17 protein-coding genes and 3 pseudogenes are annotated in these 20,639 nt (G+C 55.5%); 3 read left to right on the forward strand and 17 right to left on the reverse strand.

Annotated features, from left to right (window positions below; all coding sequences use genetic code 11):
* The 5 genes from cysD to rfbA form a co-directional block, all read right to left on the reverse strand.
* Positions 1–906, reverse strand: coding sequence for a sulfate adenylyltransferase subunit CysD (cysD, locus tag NKH30_RS20605; RefSeq protein WP_352996778.1), 906 nt, complete (start codon positions 904–906; stop codon positions 1–3).
* A 499-nt stretch (positions 907–1,405) separates the two neighbouring features.
* Complete coding sequence (rfbD, locus tag NKH30_RS20610) at positions 1,406–2,284, reverse strand: dTDP-4-dehydrorhamnose reductase (RefSeq protein ID WP_352996780.1); 879 nt, start codon at positions 2,282–2,284, stop codon at positions 1,406–1,408.
* Positions 2,281–3,351: a dTDP-glucose 4,6-dehydratase gene (rfbB, locus tag NKH30_RS20615; protein WP_352996782.1), complete on the reverse strand. Its 1,071-nt coding sequence runs from the start codon at positions 3,349–3,351 to the stop codon at positions 2,281–2,283. Before rfbB ends, rfbD begins: the two co-directional genes overlap by 4 nt.
* Positions 3,352–3,388: 37 nt before the next feature.
* Positions 3,389–3,943, reverse strand: a complete 555-nt coding sequence (rfbC, locus tag NKH30_RS20620) for a dTDP-4-dehydrorhamnose 3,5-epimerase (RefSeq protein ID WP_352996784.1) — start codon at positions 3,941–3,943, stop codon at positions 3,389–3,391.
* A complete protein-coding gene (rfbA, locus tag NKH30_RS20625) occupies positions 3,944–4,828 on the reverse strand; it encodes a glucose-1-phosphate thymidylyltransferase RfbA (protein ID WP_352996786.1) in 885 nt (294 codons plus the stop codon). It abuts the gene before it with no gap.
* Positions 4,829–5,096: 268 nt separating this feature from the next.
* On the opposite strand from rfbA, the pseudogene NKH30_RS20630 reads away from it, so the two are divergent.
* Both NKH30_RS20630 and NKH30_RS20635 read left to right on the forward strand, forming a co-directional pair.
* Positions 5,097–5,791: pseudogene (locus NKH30_RS20630) on the forward strand (ISNCY family transposase); the annotation flags it as partial.
* A 728-nt stretch (positions 5,792–6,519) separates the two neighbouring features.
* Positions 6,520–7,314, forward strand: coding sequence for an FkbM family methyltransferase (locus tag NKH30_RS20635; RefSeq protein ID WP_352996788.1), 795 nt, complete (start codon positions 6,520–6,522; stop codon positions 7,312–7,314).
* Between the two features lie 222 nt (positions 7,315–7,536).
* Here NKH30_RS20635 and NKH30_RS20640 read toward each other — a convergent pair whose 3' ends face one another.
* The 9 genes and pseudogenes from NKH30_RS20640 to NKH30_RS20680 all read right to left on the reverse strand — a co-directional run bounded on the left by NKH30_RS20640 (position 7,537) and on the right by NKH30_RS20680 (position 16,701).
* Positions 7,537–8,856: an O-antigen ligase family protein gene (locus NKH30_RS20640; RefSeq protein ID WP_352996790.1), complete on the reverse strand. Its 1,320-nt coding sequence runs from the start codon at positions 8,854–8,856 to the stop codon at positions 7,537–7,539.
* Entirely contained in the window at positions 8,853–10,112 is a 1,260-nt protein-coding gene (locus NKH30_RS20645; protein ID WP_352996792.1) for a tetratricopeptide repeat protein, read from the reverse strand. Before NKH30_RS20645 ends, NKH30_RS20640 begins: the two co-directional genes overlap by 4 nt.
* The gene (locus tag NKH30_RS20650) at positions 10,000–12,384 is read right to left on the reverse strand and encodes a GumC family protein (protein ID WP_352996794.1); all 2,385 of its coding nucleotides are present in this window, start codon (positions 12,382–12,384) and stop codon (positions 10,000–10,002) included. Before NKH30_RS20650 ends, NKH30_RS20645 begins: the two co-directional genes overlap by 113 nt.
* Positions 12,385–12,438: 54 nt before the next feature.
* Positions 12,439–13,224 (reverse strand): polysaccharide biosynthesis/export family protein, encoded by a 786-nt coding sequence (locus NKH30_RS20655; RefSeq protein WP_352996796.1) that lies wholly within the window; start codon positions 13,222–13,224, stop codon positions 12,439–12,441.
* A complete protein-coding gene (locus NKH30_RS20660) occupies positions 13,224–14,033 on the reverse strand; it encodes a tyrosine-protein phosphatase (RefSeq protein ID WP_352996798.1) in 810 nt (269 codons plus the stop codon). The genes NKH30_RS20655 and NKH30_RS20660 overlap by 1 nt, the downstream gene beginning before the upstream one ends.
* 532 nt (positions 14,034–14,565) lie before the next feature.
* The gene (locus tag NKH30_RS20665; RefSeq protein WP_352996887.1) at positions 14,566–15,021 is read right to left on the reverse strand and encodes a hypothetical protein; all 456 of its coding nucleotides are present in this window, start codon (positions 15,019–15,021) and stop codon (positions 14,566–14,568) included.
* A gap of 303 nt (positions 15,022–15,324) precedes the next feature.
* Positions 15,325–15,798, reverse strand: coding sequence for a hypothetical protein (locus NKH30_RS20670; RefSeq protein ID WP_352996800.1), 474 nt, complete (start codon positions 15,796–15,798; stop codon positions 15,325–15,327).
* Positions 15,799–15,917: 119 nt separating this feature from the next.
* Positions 15,918–16,341 (reverse strand): annotated as a pseudogene (locus NKH30_RS20675) (transposase domain-containing protein); the annotation flags it as partial.
* A gap of 150 nt (positions 16,342–16,491) precedes the next feature.
* The gene (locus NKH30_RS20680) at positions 16,492–16,701 is read right to left on the reverse strand and encodes a transposase (protein WP_352996802.1); all 210 of its coding nucleotides are present in this window, start codon (positions 16,699–16,701) and stop codon (positions 16,492–16,494) included.
* A 162-nt stretch (positions 16,702–16,863) separates the two neighbouring features.
* On the opposite strand from NKH30_RS20680, the pseudogene NKH30_RS20685 reads away from it, so the two are divergent.
* Positions 16,864–17,006 (forward strand): annotated as a pseudogene (locus NKH30_RS20685) (IS66 family transposase); the annotation flags it as partial.
* A gap of 46 nt (positions 17,007–17,052) precedes the next feature.
* Here the strand turns inward: NKH30_RS20685 and NKH30_RS20690 are convergent.
* The 3 genes from NKH30_RS20690 to NKH30_RS20700 all read right to left on the reverse strand — a co-directional run bounded on the left by NKH30_RS20690 (position 17,053) and on the right by NKH30_RS20700 (position 20,539).
* The gene (locus NKH30_RS20690) at positions 17,053–17,883 is read right to left on the reverse strand and encodes a glycosyltransferase family 2 protein (protein ID WP_352996804.1); all 831 of its coding nucleotides are present in this window, start codon (positions 17,881–17,883) and stop codon (positions 17,053–17,055) included.
* A 546-nt stretch (positions 17,884–18,429) separates the two neighbouring features.
* A complete protein-coding gene (locus NKH30_RS20695) occupies positions 18,430–19,710 on the reverse strand; it encodes a glycosyltransferase (RefSeq protein ID WP_352996806.1) in 1,281 nt (426 codons plus the stop codon).
* The gene (locus NKH30_RS20700) at positions 19,646–20,539 is read right to left on the reverse strand and encodes a class I SAM-dependent methyltransferase (protein WP_352996808.1); all 894 of its coding nucleotides are present in this window, start codon (positions 20,537–20,539) and stop codon (positions 19,646–19,648) included. The genes NKH30_RS20695 and NKH30_RS20700 overlap by 65 nt, the downstream gene beginning before the upstream one ends.
* Positions 20,540–20,639 lie beyond the last annotated feature (100 nt).

Consider the following 20,639-nt stretch of genomic DNA (forward strand, 5'->3'; position numbering starts at 1 on the left):
TCAGAAATACCCCTCGCGCTTCTTCTTTTCCATCGAGCCGGCTTCGTCACGGTCGATCAGGCGACCTTGCCGCTCGGAAGTGCGCGCCGTGAGCATTTCGCCGACTATCGCCTCCAGAGTGTCGGCCTCCGAGTCGATCGCGCCGGTCAGCGGATAGCAGCCGAGCGTGCGGAACCGCACCATCCGGTTCTCCACTGCTTCGCCGGGCCGCAGCTGCATGCGCTCATCATCCCTCAGGATGAGCATGCCATCGCGCTCTACGACCGGCCGCTCCTTGGCCAGATACAGCGGCACGATCGGGATGTCTTCTTGGAGAATGTACTGCCAGATGTCGAGCTCGGTCCAGTTCGACAACGGGAACACCCTGATCGATTCACCGGCAGCGACGCGGGTGTTGAAAATCTTCCACATCTCCGGCCGCTGGTTCTTCGGATCCCAGACGTGCTGGGCGTTGCGGAACGAGAAGATGCGCTCCTTGGCGCGCGACTTCTCCTCGTCGCGCCGCGCGCCGCCGAAGGCTGCGTCAAACCCGTATTTGTCGAGTGCCTGCCGCAGCGCCACCGTTTTCATCACATGCGTGTGGGTGTTGGAGCCGTGGTCGAAAGGGTTGATGTTGTCGCGCACACCGTCTTCATTGACATGGACCAGGAGGTCGAAGCCGAGCTTTTGCTGCATCTGGTCGCGAAAGGCGATCATCTCGCGGAATTTCCAGGTCGTGTCGACATGGAGAAAGGGAAAGGGCGGCTTGGCCGGATAGAATGCCTTCATCGCCAGGTGCATGAGCACGGACGAATCCTTGCCGACCGAATAGAGCATCACCGGCTTGGCGAACGCCGCGGCCACCTCGCGAAAGATATGGACGGATTCAGCCTCAAGCCGCTGAAGGTGCGTAAGTGCGATGTTCATGGACTGTAAGCGTTCTTTCGTACCGATCCACGGAAGGGCCTGTATCATCAACGGGCGCGATCGTCAGCCGCCGGTTCAAGCTGCACTTCTGGACAATCTATTCTCGTGCGGGCGTTCTAGCAGATCGTTCCCGCCCAGAACAATGCAAGACAAGCCAGCGGCCGAATGGTTCGAGAATGAATTTTCCATACAGCCGGCAAAATCGGGAAATTCCTGCTCAGAGACAAGTTGCGTCTTTTAAGGACAGGAAAATATTGCCCGGACAAGGGAAGACGACCGCCTGGGCCGTTGTATGTGTATGTCTTCGCTGAGCGCAACGGATTGCCTGCCGGCCAAATCTGTCGCGATGCAGCCGAGTACCACAAGAACAGGTTTCGTGATGGCTGTCTTGCTTTGTGCTTCAGTGCCACCTCACCGGCGAGCGCGGAGTCGGTCTGGCACTCCGCAACATGTTCCGGTGGAGCACCTCTGGTCATGTTGTCAACTCCCGTCTCGTCTTTCAGCTCAGGAGACGGCGTACCGATTCTCTCGTTGACTTCCGCCAGTCCGGCGCCATCCATTTGAAGGTGGCGGTAAATTTTGCCGTCGACAGACGAGAATTGCCCGGGCGCTTCGCCTTGGTCGGATAAACGGCGGTGGGGATATCCCGCACTCGTGCATAGGGGCCACCCAGCGCCCGGCTCGTGTCCAGTATATCGCGGGCAAAATCGGCCCAGTTGGTTTCGCCGGTTCCGGCCAAATTGTAGACGCCAAAAGGCGCAAAGCTGTTGTCGCGGAGCTTCAGAGCAGCTTGCAAAATCCCGTCGGCAAGATCCAATGCCGAAGTTGGATTTCCCCACTGGTCGGCGACCACCGCTACCTCGTCTCGACCGGCTGCCAGGCCCAGCATCGTCTTGACGAAATTCCTTCCGAACGGGCTGTAGACCCACGCCGTGCGCAGGATCAGATGGCGCGGGTTGGCGTGGGCGACCGCCTGCTCGCCGGCGAGCTTCGAGACGCCATAGACGCTATGCGGGCGAGGCTCGTCTGCTTCCGTATAGGCGCCCTCACCGCTGCCGTCGAAAACATAATCGGTCGACAGGTGGATCACCGGCGCGCCGAGCCTTGCAGCGGCAGCGGCGACATGACCAGCTCCGGCTCCGTTGACGGCGAAGGCAAGGTCGGGTTCGTCCTCGGCCCGGTCGACGGCGGTGTACGCTGCAGCGGAAACGACGAGATCCGGCCGGGCGGCTGCCAGCGCTGGGGCGATTGATTCCGGCTTCGCCAGATCAAGCTCAGGCCGGCCGACCGCTATGACCTCGAAGCCCGGCCAGGCACCCGCTCGTTCCACGAGGCTCTTAACGACTTGGCCGTCGCGCCCCGTGACGACAAGTCTCATGCTGCTCCCTCGTATACTTCGCCCAACCGCTCGCCCGCATAGCGCTCGCGGCGGATCGGCCCCCACCACCATTCGTTCTCGAGATACCAGTCGATCGTCCTCGCCAAGCCACTATCGAAGCTCTCGCGCGGAGCCCAACCAAGATCGCGCCCGATCTTGGAGGCGTCGATCGCATACCGGCGATCGTGGCCCGGGCGGTCGGCGACAAAGGCGATGAGATCGCGATAGCGCCGAGCACCGGAACGCGGCCGCTTGTTGTCGAGAACGTTGCAGATCGACTCGACCACCTGCAGATTAGTGCGTTCCGAGCCGCCGCCGACATTATAGCTCTCTCCGACCACGCCTCGGGTCCCGACCATGGCCAGGGCGCGAGCGTGGTCTTCGACGAAGAGCCAGTCCCGTACGTTGCTGCCGGCGCCGTATACCGGCACCGGCTTCTCCTCGAGCGCGTTCAAAATGACGAGCGGGATCAGCTTTTCGGGAAAATGGAAAGGCCCGTAATTGTTCGAACAGTTCGATAGCACCACCGGCAGACCGTAAGTGTCATGCCATGCACGCACCAGGTGATCCGAGGCCGCTTTCGATGCCGAATAGGGCGAGGATGGCGCATAGGGTGTCTGCTCGGTGAAGACACTGCTGTCGAAAGGCAGATCGCCGAAGACCTCGTCGGTGGAGACATGATGAAAACGAAACCGGCTTTTTCTCTCGCCGGGCAGCCTGCGCCAGTATTCCAGCGCCGAATTGAGCATTCGGTAGGTTCCAACGATGTTGGTCTCGACAAAGACATCAGGCTTGTCGATCGACCGGTCAACGTGACTTTCAGCAGCCAAATGAATGACGATGTCTATCTCATCGCGATGCAACACCTCGAGGACTGCCTTGTCGTTGCAAATGTCGGCGTGCTCGAACCTGTAATTGTGGGAATTCTCAATCGCTCGCAGCGACGCGAGATTACCGGCATAGGTGAGCTTGTCCAAGTTGGTCACTCGGTAAGCCGGGTTGCCGCACAAATGCCGGCACACCGCCGAGCCGATGAAGCCCGCTCCTCCCGTCACTAGAAAGTTCATACCACTCTCCTGACACAATCACCTTGGACAGAGATCGTCACGCGAACACCTCGGCAGCGGCGAGAATTGGCGCTTTAAGGTCCCTGTCCGAAAGCTGAAATCCACCGACCGTTGAGGGCCATTCAATGCCGATGACGGGGTCGTCGAACCGAATTGATCGATCATGCTCCGGTGAATAGGTGTCGCTGACCTTATACAGCACCTCCGTCTCGGGTACGAGCGTGAGGAAACCGTGGGCAAAGCCCTTCGGCACCAGGACCTGATTGCCCTTTTCGGCAGAGATCTCAAGCGCCACCCATCTTCCGAATGTCTTTGAACTGCGGCGAATATCGACCGCTACATCAAGCACCTTGCCTCGGACGACGCGCAACAGCTTGTCTTGAGCACGGGGCGGAACTTGATAATGAAGCCCCCTCAACACACCGGTGGCGGCGGAATAAGAGTGATTGTCCTGAACGAAACGCACTTCTATCCCTGCGTCCGAAAACCATTGTTCATTGTAGGTTTCGACGAAGAATCCCCGCGCATCTCCGATGCGTTTTGGCATGATTTCCAGCACGCCTGCGAGACTGAGCGGTCTGATCTCAAGCACCTACCTGTTCTCCGTCAACTCGGCAACGCGCCTGCGCAGATAGGTGGCATATTCGTTTTTCCCCAGGTGGGTGGCGCGCAGCAAGACCTTGTCCGCCGTCAGCCAGCCCTGTTCGAAAGCGATTTCTTCCGGGCAGGCCACTTTGATACCCTGACGGTGCTCGATCGTACGGACGAAGGAAGAGGCTTCATGCAGGCTGTCATGTGTGCCGGTGTCGAGCCAGGCATAGCCGCGGCCGAGTTGATGAACCTGCAGCTGCCCGCGTTCGAGGTAGACGTTGTTGATGGCCGTGATCTCGAGCTCGCCACGCGCCGAGGGGCGGATGGTAGGGGCGATATTCACCACGTCATTGTCGTAGAAATAAAGGCCGGTGATGGCCCAGTTGGATCTGGGCTGCGGCGGCTTTTCCTCGATGGTCAAGGCCGCGCCGGTGGTCTTATCGAACGAGACCACGCCATACCGTTCCGGATCCTCGACATGATAAGCGAACACCGATGCACCGCTTTGGCGCGATGAGGCACTGCGGCAAAGCTGCGACAGCCCTTCGCCGAAATAGATGTTGTCGCCCAGGATCATCGAGACGCCGTCACTGCCGATGAAATCGCGGCCGATAATGAAGGCTTCCGCGAGGCCGTTCGGATGCGACTGCTCCGCGTAAGACAGATCGAGCCCGAATACCGAGCCGTCGCCGAGCAAGGCTTGAAAAACCGGCAGGTCGCGCGGGGTCGAGATGACCAGAATTTCACGAATGCCGGCGAGCATCAGCACGCTTAGCGGGTAATAGATCATCGGCTTATCATATATCGGCAAGATCTGCTTGGAAACCGCCAGTGTCAGCGGATAGAGCCGGGTTCCGCTGCCCCCGGCCAGGATAATGCCCTTCAACGAATTCTCCTAAAAGTTCGTTCTCCACCAACGCAATTTGCTCGTGCTTATGTTCCGCGCAGGGGCTTGTCAATCTTGGCCCTGAATTGGTGTCGTGATCAGCCGTTTTTTCAGAGAGTGAGGCTAGCCTAGCCTAGTTTCCATCCATAGGCGGCAAACGCTTGATTCTGTCGGGTAAATCGTGGCTGTGCGCGAGCAAGGCCCGGCGGTTTCAGATGTCTTGGATCATACGACTGAGTCCAAGGCCTTGCCATCGTCGGAGCCGAGAATGCGCCAAGAACGCACCGTCCAAGCCAGCATATTCGATCTTTTCGCCACGCACGAGATCGGTCACGAGTTGAAGGCGATGTCGCAGTGGCTGGATGAGTGTCGGGGCCTGCTTGGCTTGGTGGCGCGCGATCTCGTGCGGTCGACGTCAATGCCACCGGACGGCAGGGCCTGCCTGCCGAAGCGGCGTTGCGCTGTGCGATCCTCAAGCAGTACCGGCAACGAGCTGGCGTTCCATCTTGAGGACTCCGCCTCGTTTCGCGCCTTTGCTCGCCTGCCTTTGCCATGGAGCCCGCACAAGGCGGTGCTGCAAAGGACCATCAGTGAGATCCGGTCCGAGACTTGGGAGCAGGTCAATCGGGTACTGCTGTCGAGCGCTCGGCAGGCGAAGCTCGAAGACGGCGCAGTCGTGCGGCTGGACAGCACGTGACCTGGGCACTTATGCACGAGCCGAGCGACAGCAGCCTGCTTTGGGGTGCCGTGCGGGTCATGGTGCGCCTGCTGAAGCGGGCTGACATCTTAGTCGGCAGTGCCGGCTCGGCATGGCGCAATCATTGCCGCGCAGCCAAGAAGCGGGCTCGCAAGATCCAGTTCACGCGCGGTCAACCCAATCGGGTCCAACTCTACCGCGAGCCGATCGCAATCGCCCGTGCGACCTTGGCTTATCTGGAGCAGGCGAGCGAGCGATTGGCAATGCCGATCGTCCTGCGGACCAGATCACGCTTTAGCAAGTGGCCGAAGCATTGGGAGTTCGACAGAACGGGTCGAGCGGCTGAATGCGCGGTCGAAGAGTTGTTCAACTTGAACAGTGTAGACCAATTGTAGTCCTGAAATTCGCTACCGAGACTGGCGATTGCAGATTCGAAAGCCGCGCCAGTTTTGGGTATCTCGGCCCCGTTTTTCTGGAGAGCAGTCAACTGGCGAGAAAGTTAGCATGGGCGGCATCACCAAGGCGGGAGACGGACGGAAAGCGCCTGGACCTGGACCTGGCGGCATCGGCCGAAGTTAGCAAGAAGAACTGTGCAGCTGCACGCCCGCACACCGCCCTGCCATCTTCAAAGGCTGGCACACCCTCAAAACTCGACTTGCCTGGTCCAAGTCCGGCCGTCGCCAGTTACCGCAAATCTGTCGAACGAGGCTTCGCGATATCTCTCGATCGCAACGGTCAGAATATCGAGTCTGATTTCCTCATTCTTAAGGACGACATTCAACCAGAGCGCGAGCCGCTCTAGCGGATGTTTGAGGGGCAGACCGTCGGCGTGGTCCATACACGCCGATTTGATGCGTCCTCCCACGCGACGACCGCGCGCCCTGAGCGTCGGGGCGTCGGCTCGGGTGATTGTGTTGCTCTGGGTGATTTATGTTATATGCAACCCAACCCGCTTACTGCCGCGGTCTTTTGTTCCAAAGCTGAGAGGATGCAAATGCGTTTAGACAAGGTCGTGGGCTTGGTCGCGCTCTGGGCGTCCCGCCGCCCAACGCTGATTTCTGTCGCGAATAAAGTCCGCCATCAGTGCGAGAGAATAATCGGACTGAGCTTGAGCGCCGGCATTGATCACGAGCGCAACGGGGAAGGATGGCTCGTTGAGCGACTTGCCCCAACGTGCGGTTATTTCGTCGATGTGGGCGGCAACGTCGGGGCCTGGTCACTCGCAATGGCTGGCCGCATGTCGAATCCGCGGGGGATGATATTTGAGCCGTCCCCAGCAACGGCGGCAGTGCTGCGTGAAAATTTGAGTCAGTATCCTGGATTGGAAGTGGTCGAGATCGCGGTAAGCGACGCCCCCGGGCAAGCGAGCTTCTTCGCGGAGCCTGACACGGGCGAGACTTCCAGCCTGATCGTCGGCCATGCTCGAAGTGACGCGAATTGCGTGCAAGTCCAAGTTTCCACCTTGGATCAAGAGCTAGGAAAAAGGCGTATACCGCATGTCGATCTGTTAAAAATCGACGCGGAGGGGTTTGATTATCATGTCCTGCGCGGCGCCATCGGCTACATCGCTCGTGGGGCAATTGACGTCATCCAGTTTGAGTATAATTATCCGTGGGCAGATGCCGGATCGACATTGGGAGGGGCAATTTCTCTGCTTCAGCGCCATGGCTACGATGTGTCCGTTCTTCTCCCTGATGGGCTGCGGGAATTCCGTTATGACAAATTTCGAGAGTTTTTCCACTACAGCAACTTCGTTGCGGTGAGGCGAGGTTTTCTATTTCGTGGATGACTTCTAAATACCCGGTGACCGATAATTCGGTCGTCCTCCTTGGGACAGCCCTGCCGGTTTTGAAGCCGCGCGTGCATCAAGCAATGGCACCTTGTGCTTCTAACCTTCTAACTAGCATAAGCGAGGATGTTGTCGCCGTAGACCGCCCGGCGCGCAATTCATTGCGGTGAAAGGGAACCGCGACGGGCAGGCCGCGGCGTTTCGCGGGGCTATACACAGGCCTTAAGACGAAGTACCGATGGGAACAAACAACTTGTCACCATTGTGATCGATCTCGATCAGCTCGCCATTATTATGGCTCAAACGTTCCGCAAATCCTTTGTGGAAGATGATTGCATTCATATACGCAAAGGTCATCACCAGCGCCTCAGTTCGTAGCGGATAGTCGACCAACGAATGAATGAGAAGAAAAGACACTGAGAGAAAAGCCGCCTTCTGAAACGGGTCGCGGCGAACCTTAGCCAATGCAGCCAGAAGCAGTACGAAATAACCTGTCATCAGCACGACAGCTGGAACTCCGCCCTCGAAGGCTATTTCAAGATAATCATTGTGAGCATGATTCACATATTGCTTGAAAATCATGCCCTCCCTTTCATATATCTGATAGGCCTTTTGAAAATTTCCGAACCCAACACCCGTCGCCCAATTGTCCTTGATCCCGTCGATCGTGGTTCGGGCAAATTCTCCTCGCCCGAAAGCCGGGTCGATCACGTCCGCGTCGAGCTTCGTCCACGCGCCGATCGAGTAGATTGAAAGTCCGACGAAAATTGCCAGAATGCTCAGCCCGCTTGTCCTGGAACGGGCCGATAGAAAAACGACGGACAACACCGTGATCGCCAATCCGAGTAGAACACCGGCCCGCGAACCGGCGGCCAAAAGAAGCAGCAAAAGCACGATCAAGCCGAAGGATCCAGACAAAAGATGTCCGCGGAACAGACCAAAGTAGACGACGAAGGGGATGGACACAAAAAGCAAAGCCGAAAAATGATTCACATTAGCAAAAAGCCCGGCATTGATGGTAAACGGCAGAAGCCCTATAATGGCGACATCGTCGGAAAACGAATATTGTATCGCTCCTGCCAAACCATTGCAAATAACACCCATGAAAAAGAACGGAAGAAGTGCATTGACCTGCTCGACACGCAAGCGCAACACGGCCAGAAAAAATGCCGCGGCAGCTACGAGATTGAGCAGACATTCGATCGTGCGGCCGACGCCGACGCTGATGAAGCGAAACCGGGTGTCTCCAACCCAGGGGTCGCCCAGCAGCAGTTCTGGTCGCAAGCCACTGAATATCGCCGCTGGTAACGGGACCAGTTGCAAAACCGCCAATGCGACGGCGAAGATCAGCAGCCAGAAAACAGAATGGGGGCTTCTCTGGCCAGGGGCTTGCGAAAAGACAGCCGCCGCCGAGACAATTGCCGCGACTTCGATCAGAGTGTCGGTATAGAGGCCGCTTGCAGTACCACCGCCGATCAGCAGTGAAATAAACAACACCGACCCAAGGAGATATTTGTCCCACTCCGACGGCCGGTCATTCAAGATGGAAGTCTCTCGATGCTCAATTTGTGCATTACCAACGTACCGACATATCGAAATCGCCAGCTCTCGGCAATGGCGGCGGTCTGCAGCCTCAGCAACTGTAGCGGACACGAAGCTGATCCAACCGAAAAATTATAGCTGAAACTCTGACGATTGTATGTACCCTCAGGAATATTGAACCGCGCTATTTCGCCTGCCTGATCGACGCACTTGATCGCCCAAAATAGCTCCTTTGGAAGCTTCAAGCTTCTTGCGGAAGCAATCAACGAAATTTTGTAGGAACCTGGCGGGAGTTCAATTAACTGCTGAAGAGCAGTATTCTTAACCGGTGTATTCAAGAACCGGACCGTCGCCCCACCCTCGCCTTCGACCGCATCTTGGGATGTCGCGAACGCAATTTCCAACCCCGATTGATCGCGCAGTTGCCAATCGAAGGGCTTACCACTAAATATCGGCTCGAAGGTACTGTTGAAAATATATCCGCCCAACTTTCGTTCTTGATCGGAAAGGCTGAAAAGAAACAGCCGATACGCTGCCCCATATTCCTTCTGACCAATATAGCCGCTGATCACAGCAGACAATTCGCTCGATTTTGGTGGCGTGCTTGATCCGGCCAAATCGAGCAACAGGCGATCTGCGGTGTCTAGTCCTTCGGGAGTTTTGCCAAGAGCGGCGAACAGGCTGGCTCTCCAGGGGGCTTCCGCTCTGATAGCTATCAGCACGGCTTGGTATCCATCGGAGTTCGACAGGATCGTCGGCAGACCGTCGGCGATAGCCGGAAACTGATCCGGCCATCGCCGCAATAGTGTATCAATCTCGGCCACGGCCTTTGACAGATTGCCTGTCTCGACTGATCGGCCAATTGACCTCCGAAGCGCATGGATTTCTGTCTTGGACAATTTTCGAGCTTGATCGAAAAGCTCATAGGCTTCATCTTTCTCGCCTTGTCGGTATTTGATTTCTCCGATTAGGCTATAGAGACGTGCGTCCGCGATATCGAAGGCAAGCGCGCCTCGGGCCTTCGCAACCAAAGCGTCAAGATCAGGAGCATCGGTCGTATCGTTCAGGTCGCTAGTGATTTCAGCAATCAAGGCCTCGACGTTGAACGGATCCAGATCAAGGGAAGCGGCTGGGGTTTCTGTTTCAAGAAATCGACTTAGCCCGATCGAGGAAGCGACCAACACTAGAACGGACGCGACGAACCAAACGACTGAGCGTCTGAGATTTTGCATAAGCGGGCTGGCTTGCTCCATCATCGATTTTGCCCTCAATCCTCGGCGTACTGCTATCCGTGCCGTAGTTGTAGTACTGGTAGTTCATGTACTTGTATGCGTAATTGTAATCGAACTTGTTCACTGCAAACTTCGACATGGCGGCTCCAACAACATTCGCGCCGGCGGCACGCAGGCGCTTCAGCGCCGTTTTTGCCGACTTACGCGTTACCTGATTGGTAGAAATGACTACCAACGTGCCTTCAGCAAGCCGGCTGAGAATGGGGGCATCCGAAAGACCGACGATCGGCGGCGCATCAATGATAACAAGATCGAAACGCTTGCCGAGATTGGTCAAGATTAGAGCCATCTTCGGCGATGAGAGTAGATCAGCAGGGTTTGGTGGAATTGTTCCCGAGGTCAGAACGGTCAAATTGGGATACTTGGTCGTCCTGAAGATGCTCGCCAAATCCTCCTTGCGGACGGTGTTCGTCAGGAGATTGCTGAGCCCGATCGTGTTGTCGAGACCAAACAGCCGATGAAGGTTGGGCTTTCGAAGATCGCCGTCGACAACGAGGACCCTCGCACCGAGCGCGGCAAAGTCCTGCCCAAGCTTGAACGACGTCGTCGATTTGCCTTCCGATGGCTCGGAACTCGTGACGAGCAACGATCGTGGCGCGCCTTCAGCACCAGAGAATTGTAACGACGTTCGAAGCGAACGGTAGGCCTCCGACAATCCTGACTTCTGATCCGCGATGCTGGCTGTGAGTTCTCGGTCGTCGACGAGCGGCAAGATGCCGAGCATCGCCAACCCCAATTCCTTTTCGATCTGCTCAGGATTGGTGAAGGTGTTGTTCAACAACTCAATGACATAAATGATTGATGCGCTCAGAGCCATGAAAAGCGTCAGCGCCATTGCAAGATTTCTGCTCATGCGAGGAGAATAAGGAGCGCTGGGTTGCGCCGCGAAATCAACTATCGCAGCACTTTGGGTTTTTAGCTCCGAGCTAACACCGACTTCATTCAACTTTGCAATAAGACTGTCATATTGTGACCGGTTCGAGTCAACTTCCCGCTTTAGGATGGTGTATTTGATGTTCTTGTCATTGAAGACAACCTGTTGCCTTTCCATTTCCGCGAGCTTGGCCTTTAAGTCCGATTCTTTGTTCTGTGCCTCTTGGTATTTCAACCGCAATGAATCCGTTATAGCCAGCACTCCATTGTTATAGAGCCGCTGCAACTCCCTGATCTGCGACTGTAGCTGCTGCATTTCCGGGAAACCGGGTTTCAATATGCCCAACTTCTGTTGATATTGGCTAGTCAAGTCCGCCAGTTTTTCGCTGAGCGCTTGCAGCCCTTTGCTTTCCAGGACCGGGCTGAGGCTCGAACCACGGCCTTTGTCTATCTGGTCCACCACCCGTCCTGCGTCGAGCCGGTCCTGGATGGCTGTCGCAAGCGCGGTATTCAGGGCTTCGATGTTCGATCCTATTAGCGATTTGTCATCGCCGGTTATCGTGATGCCTGCATCCTTCGCATAAGCGACCAGCTCCTCTTCAGATTTCTGGAGCTTTTGCTTCACCTGCAAAACCTGTTCCTGTATGAACTGCCGTGCTAAATCGGACGTTTCACTGGTCTGATCGAGGCGCTGGTCGATGAAACTCTGCGCAACTTGGTTGGCTACATCGCTTGCATACTTAGGGCTCTGATCGGTGAACGTAATTGACAACAGGCTTGTGTTGGTGACCAGATTGACCGCGAGATCATTCAAGACGCGTCCGATCGCAATTGCTTCACGTTCCTCGGGAGTTCGTTCCTGAACGGAAGGCGATTTGGAAATTCTGAACGCGCGATAGAAAATATTGCCAAGTGAGAAGTCTGGCGTTGGAAACAGGAAGTCCGGCTTTTCGCTAAGGCCCAATTGGAACACCACGCGCTGCGCCAGCGCGCGACTTTTCAGCTTTTCGCGAGCGGTCAGAAAGGCTCGCACGTCGCTGTTTTCAGAGACCACCTCAATGTCCTGGAAGACCTTTGCTGAAGGGACCAAGACTTCTAACTGAGTTGTTGCCTGATATTTTGGCGTCTGCATCATCGTCACGACGACGCCAGCGACAAGCCCTGCGGCCGCCATCATGACAATCAGCCAACGGTACTGGACAGCGTAAAAAAGCAACTTGAGGGGATTGAACCCCCCGTCCTGCTCCGAATAATCACGTCCGTATGGGCTATAGCTTTGAGCGCCGTCATAATATAGATCCGCAGACAGCGCCTGACCATGTCCAGGGCCTGAAATTTGATGCTGCCTGTTACGATCGAGCATAGCGCCAGGTGATCCTAAGTTTGTCGGTATTCTGATTGAAAGTGATGAATCATTCTAGGGAATCACGGCAAGTCGGGCTGCACTCGAGGCAATGCCGAGGGCGTCCTTGAGATTGTTCATCGCGATTTTCGATTTCGAGGCAAAGACGACAACCTTGTCACCTCCGTAGATGCGCGGGTTGCGGATCTTGCCTGCACGGATCGCCTCCACATCGTAATTTGCAACCAACGTGTTCGAGCCGATATTTCGATAGACGAAGACCTTACTTGCATCCCCAATCGGGCTGAAATTCCCAGCGAGCGCGATCGCGTCCAGAAGCGAGGAATTGCTCGATACCGGAAAGATCCCAGCTCGGTTAACTTCGCCGTCGACGGTTATGCGCTGTCCGACGGATTCCTTGACGAAAATCGTCACATCAGGCGACTGCAGATATTTGGCACCGTAAGCGGTTTCGACTTCCTGCTCCAACTGACGGACGGTCTTCCCTGCCGCGGTAACGGTGCCGATAAGCGGAAGCGAAATCTGGCCACCAGAGTCGACTTGAACCGTTCTGTTCAAGTTATCGACCTGAAACACATTTACCTCGAGCACGTCGTTCGGAGACAAAGGCTGCTCGTTGCCGTTCTGGGTGTTTTGCGGCGCAGGCAGATCCTTTACCACCTGCAGAGCACCGCCGCCCGAAAGTGGCGTCGATGATGATGTTAGTTGGAGCGCATCGACCGAATTTGACGAAGATGGTTTCGTCGACGAGGTGCTTGTGCACGCAGAGCTTGCCAGTGAAGCGAGCACGACGAATACCCTGCCCATAATAGGATTTATTGTAAAACGAAAAACGCCCATCACGCAGTCCCGCTCTTGAACAAGCGGCCCAATCCTCCAAAGCGGCTGGTGTTGCCGGCGCTTGGTTTTTTCGGGCGTGCTCTTCCGACCGGCTCGATAGGCCAGTTCGCCAATATTTGGCCCGGACGTCTTAACACCATATTGCGGGCCTCGTCTTCCCCACATCGCTTGGCAGCAGCAGCGACCGCCTGCGAGAGCCCAGGACGCCGGCGCGTAGCGCTATGCGTGTCCGATGCGATGATATCCACCCTGCCCTCGTCAATCAGCTTTTCCGAATAATAAAGCGCCGTGCGTCCAAAAGCACCAACAATCGAGTCTGCGGTAAGCTGGATAAGGCAGCCCAATGCATTCAACCTCTCGACAACGTCGTAGTTCGCCTTGATCCAAGTCAGACGCTCAGGATGGGTAAGAATCGGAATAAAACCGGCCTTTATGAGGCGCAGTGCAAGATCTTCTAAACGTGGAGGCAAAACGTGATGCGGCGGTTCGAATAGAAAATACCGGGACTTGTTTAAAGTCGGCACACTGCCGAGCGCCAGTTGGTCGGGAAGATCGGGCGCTACGTGAATATCGGCACCGACATAAAGAGCAAGCGGTATTGCGGCGCGACGCAGCGCATGGTCAAGTTCTTGAACCGCTCGAACGATATTCGACGTCCTGTTTTCGTGTACGCCCGGCGTAACATGCGGCGTACACGCCATGTGGGTCGTCCCGTCGGCCACCGCCAGGCGGGCCATTTCCAACGATTCGGCAAGATTGGGTGAGCCATCGTCGAGGCCCGGCAAAATATGGGAATGCAGATCGATCATTGGCGTTTATGACAGCAGCGAAGCGAGATGTCGACGTCATCTCCAAAATACACAAATGCGTCACCCGCAGGATAGCGAATGACGCATTTGTCAAGTTGATGCAATACGGTGAAGGCCAGACCCCGGCTACTGGCTGACAGTGTCGTCGTCGTCATCATGCAGGCCGATGATCAGCGCCGCACCGGCGATTACCGCGACGCCCGACAGAATTGGTGGCATAAGGCCATGTCCCACGCTGCCAGCGGCACTACCTACAGCTGATGTATCGAGCGCTACACACATGCCGCCCTCCACAGGATGGACTTTGATCGTCGATTTTTCGGAACGCCGGATCTACAACTCGCACCGACACGCAGCGGAGTGCGTGTCGGTCACAAGGTGCGTGCGCCGGGATAGATTAACACTCCGACCCTCACTCCGGGCAGCCTCAGACACCCCGGCATCGCCTAGGGCTTCAGTTATCTAGCCGATACACCGGCTCCGATACCAACATATGGCTAAGGCAACTCTGCCGCCCCGTTTGCCAGCCAACTTAGTTACTGACGCCGTGGTCCTTGTCCGCCGTCGCGGCCAGAATACCGGCCCCAACAGCCATGCCGCCAAAGATCAAGAGCGGGACGTTGCTCTTGTTGTTGGAATTGTCCGTTTGGGCGGTCTGCTCCGAACCCAGCACATTAAGGCAAATCTTGTTCTCGACACGGGAGATGTCGAGGGTAGAATTGGCCGGCACGCTCAGATTGCAGCCACCGACCTGAACCGAAGCCGAGCCTTTGGCGCCAACCACGACACGGCTGCCGAAATCCAGCGCGCCACCGGCTTTTGCCGGGCCATAGCCAGCCACTTGCGAGATTATTACGTCGCCATTGACGTGACCGAGTGACCCAATCGGATTTACGCCTGAATAGGCCGTTGCACAGGTGCACGAGGCATCCTGGGCGAAAGACGATACCGGAACGAAGCCGACCGAAGCTACGAATCCGGCCAACACATTTTTCAAAACAAAATTCATCCGTCTCGATCCCTCTGTCCAACTTTACCTCAGGCCCACCCAACCATAAGGTACTGCAACCAGCGCGTAACAGCTTTTCGGCTTGATTCCAACCTATTTCGCACATGCGAGATAATTTTTGGTTTCGGTGTGGTTGAGAGAGCACACCATAAGAGAATTTGAACGTATCATGTTTACAACGAGCTGCTTCAAAGATCCTCGCGCCAGCTGACATCATCAGGAAGCGTCGTGCCGACCAGGGGCCTTCGTCCATCCGACCTTTCGCCTCACCCGAGGTGGAAGCTACGAGGCTGGTGAGCAGCGTTTATAGGTCGAGCCCGCCTGAGTGGGCTGCCCGCACAGGATGCCGTCCTCGACGAGCTTTGCAGCCAGATCCGCGCCATCGGAAGTGAGGCACTGTACAACGAGGGCGTCACCAAATTTCGTTGCGACGCTGCCGTCGCAAGGTGTCCCAGTGCCGACCGGTTTGCATGTCAAGGAAAGGCCTTGATAATCCCGACGTGCGGCCTCGGTGACCATGGCGCGTATGGATTGGGGCTTGGTGAATGCGACGCCGCACAGCACGATTTTGCGGCTGCCGACACGCAAATCGTCGATTGATTGGACAACGAGCTTGCCATCAAATGGCACTTGCGCCGGCGGCGGCGTGGGCACCTGCGCGCCGAGGTCGGTGCCCCTCGTAACAAAAATAATTAGGAACCCAACCCCAAATGCTAAGGCCAGAAACGCAAACAAGCCTAATTTTTTAATCGACAAATTCAAACCCCGCTAAGTACAGGTTTCTCTGTGACACATCCATCGCAGCCAGCAAACGAGTTGCCAACGATCACTGCCTATATTTGTAGCGGCTATTGACCTGACGTTCAAAGCACTCCGCCCACGAGCCGTAGTTCACCGCCACAGGCGGAGCAGCAGCCGCCGGGATCGAGCTCCCTGCGCTCGCGAACTGCCTTGTGCGATACGCGCGGACGACGGCGCGTGATCCTTTCGGGCGCGTTCGTCATAGGCGCGACAGACGCTGCCTCGTCGGCCTCATTGATGGCCCGGCATTGCTCTCCCTCGCGGCGATCAAAAGATCCTCCAGGGCGAGTTCCAGCTGCTGGATTTCCCGCTCGATCTTTTCCGAAGACTTGCCGAAGACCTGTTTCTTCAGCCGGGCAATGCGCAGCCGCAAGGCCTGGATCAACTGGTCATGCGCCTGCAACGTCGCCGACATTTTCGCATTTTCCGCCTGCAAGTCGGCGATCATCGCCTTCAGAAAGGCAGGATCGCCGGAAAATTTTCGGCGACATTCGACATGCACCTAACTGCCATTAGTCACGGCGAGTAGACATAAAAACCATTAGATTCAGAGAGATAAGTTACCCGACACGCGCCGGCGGCGCACCCCAATTGGGGCGTCGCCAGTCAATTCCTTCCCATCACATCGCCATTTGCGCTGACGTCAGCCTAGCCGTCCAGTCGGCCACGGACGGCCAACAGGAGCCCCTTCCTCCTCAGCTCTCGCCGCCAGGTGTAAATCTGCTGCCGCGTCACACCATGCCGCTCGGCAACCTCAGTCACGGTCGCCCCCTCAATTCCAGGCGACATGTCGATGTCGAGCTTCTTCTTATCACCCCAGCGGTGACGCCGTTCAGCACCAAGAATCTCGACACGCATCGCAAACCTCGCATAAGACACGTCGCCAACGACGTCGTTAAACCCGTGTCATAAGCCATCACGACGATGTCAGGCAGGCGGTGACAACCGGGCGGTTACGCTCAACCCGCGCCCCGGGGCGTAACAGAAACGGTCGAGGCTCTCGCTGCTGGATAAAGTTCACTGGCACGTCAGTTCGCCCAGCACCGCCCGCTGAACCGGCTAAGCGAGCCCTATGCCCGCGAGGGCATCGACCTCAGTCTTTTAACACTGGCGACCAGGTCAGAGCCTGTGCCGCGACGCTGAAGCCACTACATGCTCTGATCTAGACGCGTGTGCTTAGGCCGAGCTGCTCCCTATATTCTAAACAGCTCACTGCGATTGAGAATTAGGTCTAAAATGATGCGAAAAATGAGCAGCCTTCGCGTCTATCATTATTTCATAAGCCAGCCGAAGGCAGGCAAACTGGTACCCTGCAACACCGTCAAATATTCCAAGGCGGAAGATATAAAGGTAAATAAAGACTAGAAACGGACGCCCAGGAATCCTATAGGCCAAGTTCTTCTGTGCCTCGCGCCTGGCTCTTGGATCTCTAGACACTAAACATTTTACTGTGCCGAACGTAATTGGTGTTCCTTTAACCAGCCTAGCTTCCATTGTCGAGTACCGATTGTGCCTTTCAAGCCACCAGTCTAGGCCCTTATTAAATGGAAAATGTAGAATATGTCCCTCAAGCTGCCTGGCAGAACCCTCGACACGGTAAGTTTCGTTTACCTTGCGCTCCACCAGGACCTTTCCATGGCGAAATACCCTAGGAAACCAAGTCGGATATCCCGATGAGCGCCGAAGCCAGCGACCCATAAATAGGTCCTTTCTCCGAACCAGAAACATAGCGCTGCTTGCATCTGCTGACTGAATGCAATGCTCGATCTCTGTTGCCAACTCACGCGTCATCCTTTCATCCGCGTCAAGCATAACGATCCACTCCTCAAGATCTGGCAAAGTTAGACCAAAATTGCGCTGATCCGCATAGTCCGTAAAAGGTCGCGTTACAACTTTCGCGCCCATCTCCTCTGCTATTTTTGCAGTGCCGTCTGTACTTTCTGAATCAAGTACATGGATATGCTCGCGCCAAGGGATTGATGCTATACAATCTGCGATGTTGACTGCCTCGTTGTAGGTTAGAATCAAGACTGATGGCATGTCATTGCCTAACGTTTACCCACAACCCGTGCTGGATTTCCGACCACGACAGTAGCTTCGTCCACGTTCGAAACAACCACCGCCCTTGCGCCAACTACCGCGCGATTTGCCACGGTGACGCCGGGCCCGATAAAGGCATCCGCCGCAATCCAAGCGCCAGATCCGATCTCGATAGGCCCAATCATAAGTGAAAACATCGGATCACGGTGATCGTGAGTTGCAGCACATAAATGAACCCCTTGGCTAACAATCGAGTGAGCACCGAGCCGAACAGTCCCAACTGAATAACATGTTACCCGAGGGCCCAAACAACTGCCCTCGCCTAGCTCCAAGTGCCAGGGTGCCCAGATTCTGGCACTAGGATAGAGGTGCACACCGTCGCCCACTTTAGCGCCAAACGCACGCAACAGGATTCGGCGCCAACCATGCATCGCAACCGGCGACCACTTATAAAGTGTTGCCTGCACCAGCGTCCATACAAGGCGAGCAGCCTTGTCGGAATAGCTCGGAGGCGGCACCAGACTAAGGCGTGAGCGCGAGCGACTGCTAATTGGCTTCACCGGGCAGAACAACTGATTCGGGCCGCTCAGCCTCACCTAGGGTCCATTTGTAAACTTGCTCCATGTTGGCAGCCACTTTAGTCCAAGAAAAATCCCGACTCATCCAAGCTCTACCGCGAGAACCCATTCGTCGCAATTCCGGCCGAGGCAACATCATGGCGGACGCCATGCTGCCTGCTATCGAATCCGCCCCATGATCAACCCACCAGCCGCATGCGTTGTCAACAACGCCTTGCCAGGGGGCTCCCTTAGTAGTTACTATCGGCGTGCCGCTTGCTAGAGCCTCAGCGATGACCATGCCGAAATTCTCGTTTAACGTGGGTAGAACAAACAATTCCGCTTCGCGATAGGCGTCCTGTTTGTCGTCTCCAAATAAAGCATTCTCGAATGTTACGCGGTCCAGCCTCAACATTCCCGCAAGTTTTCGAAGCTCCAAATGCTGAGGCCCTTCTAGCGGGCCAACAATTCTCAGCCGCCACGCGGGGAATTCTGACTGCAATTTTGCCCAAGCTTGAAGTAAAGTGTCGACGCCTTTCTTAGCATGTAGGCGGCCCAGGTACAGCACCGTACGCGATTCTCCAGCCGCATCTGACCTCTTCGAGTGCCTTGCATTTTCATGGTCCGGTGGTATGTCGACCCCGTTGGGTACAATGGCAACAGGTCGAAGGATCCCGCGTGCCCAGATTGCCTCACATTCTTCCATGCTCGTTGCGTGAAGACAGTCGGACCTCATCAGTACGCGGCGCTGCGCGAGCATCCAGAACATCTGCTTTTTTCGGGCCGAAAACTGCAATGCCTCCTTTCCAAGCATGCCCCGCGGTGAGGTGACAAGCGGGCACCGGTGACGCAAAGCGCTCGTGCCAGGATAAATATTTGGCATAAGCCAAAGGCCATGGGCGTGAAGGACGGCTCCCGCAGCAGCACCGACTTCAATCGCTGCGGCGAGGCTTTTGGAGAAAAGTAAACGCCGCACGCCAGGTATATTGGAAAAATCTGTCGAGAAAACGCGCGAGTTCCCTCGTTCATCGCCGCTCTTTGAAACGCTTGTACTAAATATCTCGGCATCTACTCCACGAGCGCATAGCGCCTCGGCGAGCCCTGTAACAGAATAGCTGGGACCTGCAGCTTTGTTGTCAATCGAACCCACAACCTGAATGACGCGCATCCCGCTCCTGCCCATTCCTTTCAGTACCGACTGGCCATTACAATAATCTCGCCACACACAGAAGCTCTGCATTTGACCGATCGCCGAGGAATTGTCCTCCATTTAGCGTCCAATTATCAATTTCACGTTTTTCCATTGGAAGCCCGCCAATGAAATATGGATCGTTTTCGAAAGCCGTTTTCCAGTACAAATCACTAATTAAGTTGGGATGCACTTTTCCCCAAAAATGGTGCCAAGCTCTCGGAGCAACTGAGCGAAAATCCAACGACCCGTTTGGAGTTACTGCAATAAATACCCCCCCCTTTTTGGCAAGTCGCCTAGCAAGTTGAATGGCACGTCTCGGACTAGGAATATGTTCGAAAACATGATTAGAAAAAAATATATCAAAGTATCCATGGAACTCATCACTTGACTCCAATATAGAAATATCTGTCTCACAGTTTACATTTAGCTCTCTCTTGGAGAATTCCGCGCGCATAGACGAAATTTCATAGGCTTTTACATCAAATCCGCGATGCCCAAATTGCCAGCTCCCGAAGCCCCAGGAGGAGCCAAAATCGAAGATGCGTGCGCCTGGTCCAAAGCCAAGGCGCTCTATTAACTCGATCAATCCAGCGTACGACTTTTCGTGCCCAGCAAAATTGGAACGGCACAACTCCGTAAGAGTATCCTTATCAGGTAGGTCGGTTGTAAATCCTTGACTATACTGTTTTTGGTAAAATTCGTAGTTATCATCATTTGTATCTGCAGGAAATCGATACATCAGCTTGCATCGCATACATTCTCGAAGCTCGATCACAACTAACTTTCTGTCAAGCGTTCTGTATGCTAACCCTTTACAATTCGGACATTCGTTAGATACGTTCTTCCATCGGCGCCGAACCTGGCTGGCGAAATACTGAAGCCTTTCTTCGATATTTGTAATAGCCATACTGTTCCCCTGTTATCACTTCAAATAGAGCCTACAATACACAAATCAGCTCGAACAGTCTACCGAAGCGGTAGGTCTAGTAAACACGTGATGCGCGGAA

The organism is Mesorhizobium sp. M1273 (assembly GCF_040318195.1).
Classification (GTDB): Bacteria; Pseudomonadota; Alphaproteobacteria; order Rhizobiales; family Rhizobiaceae; genus Mesorhizobium.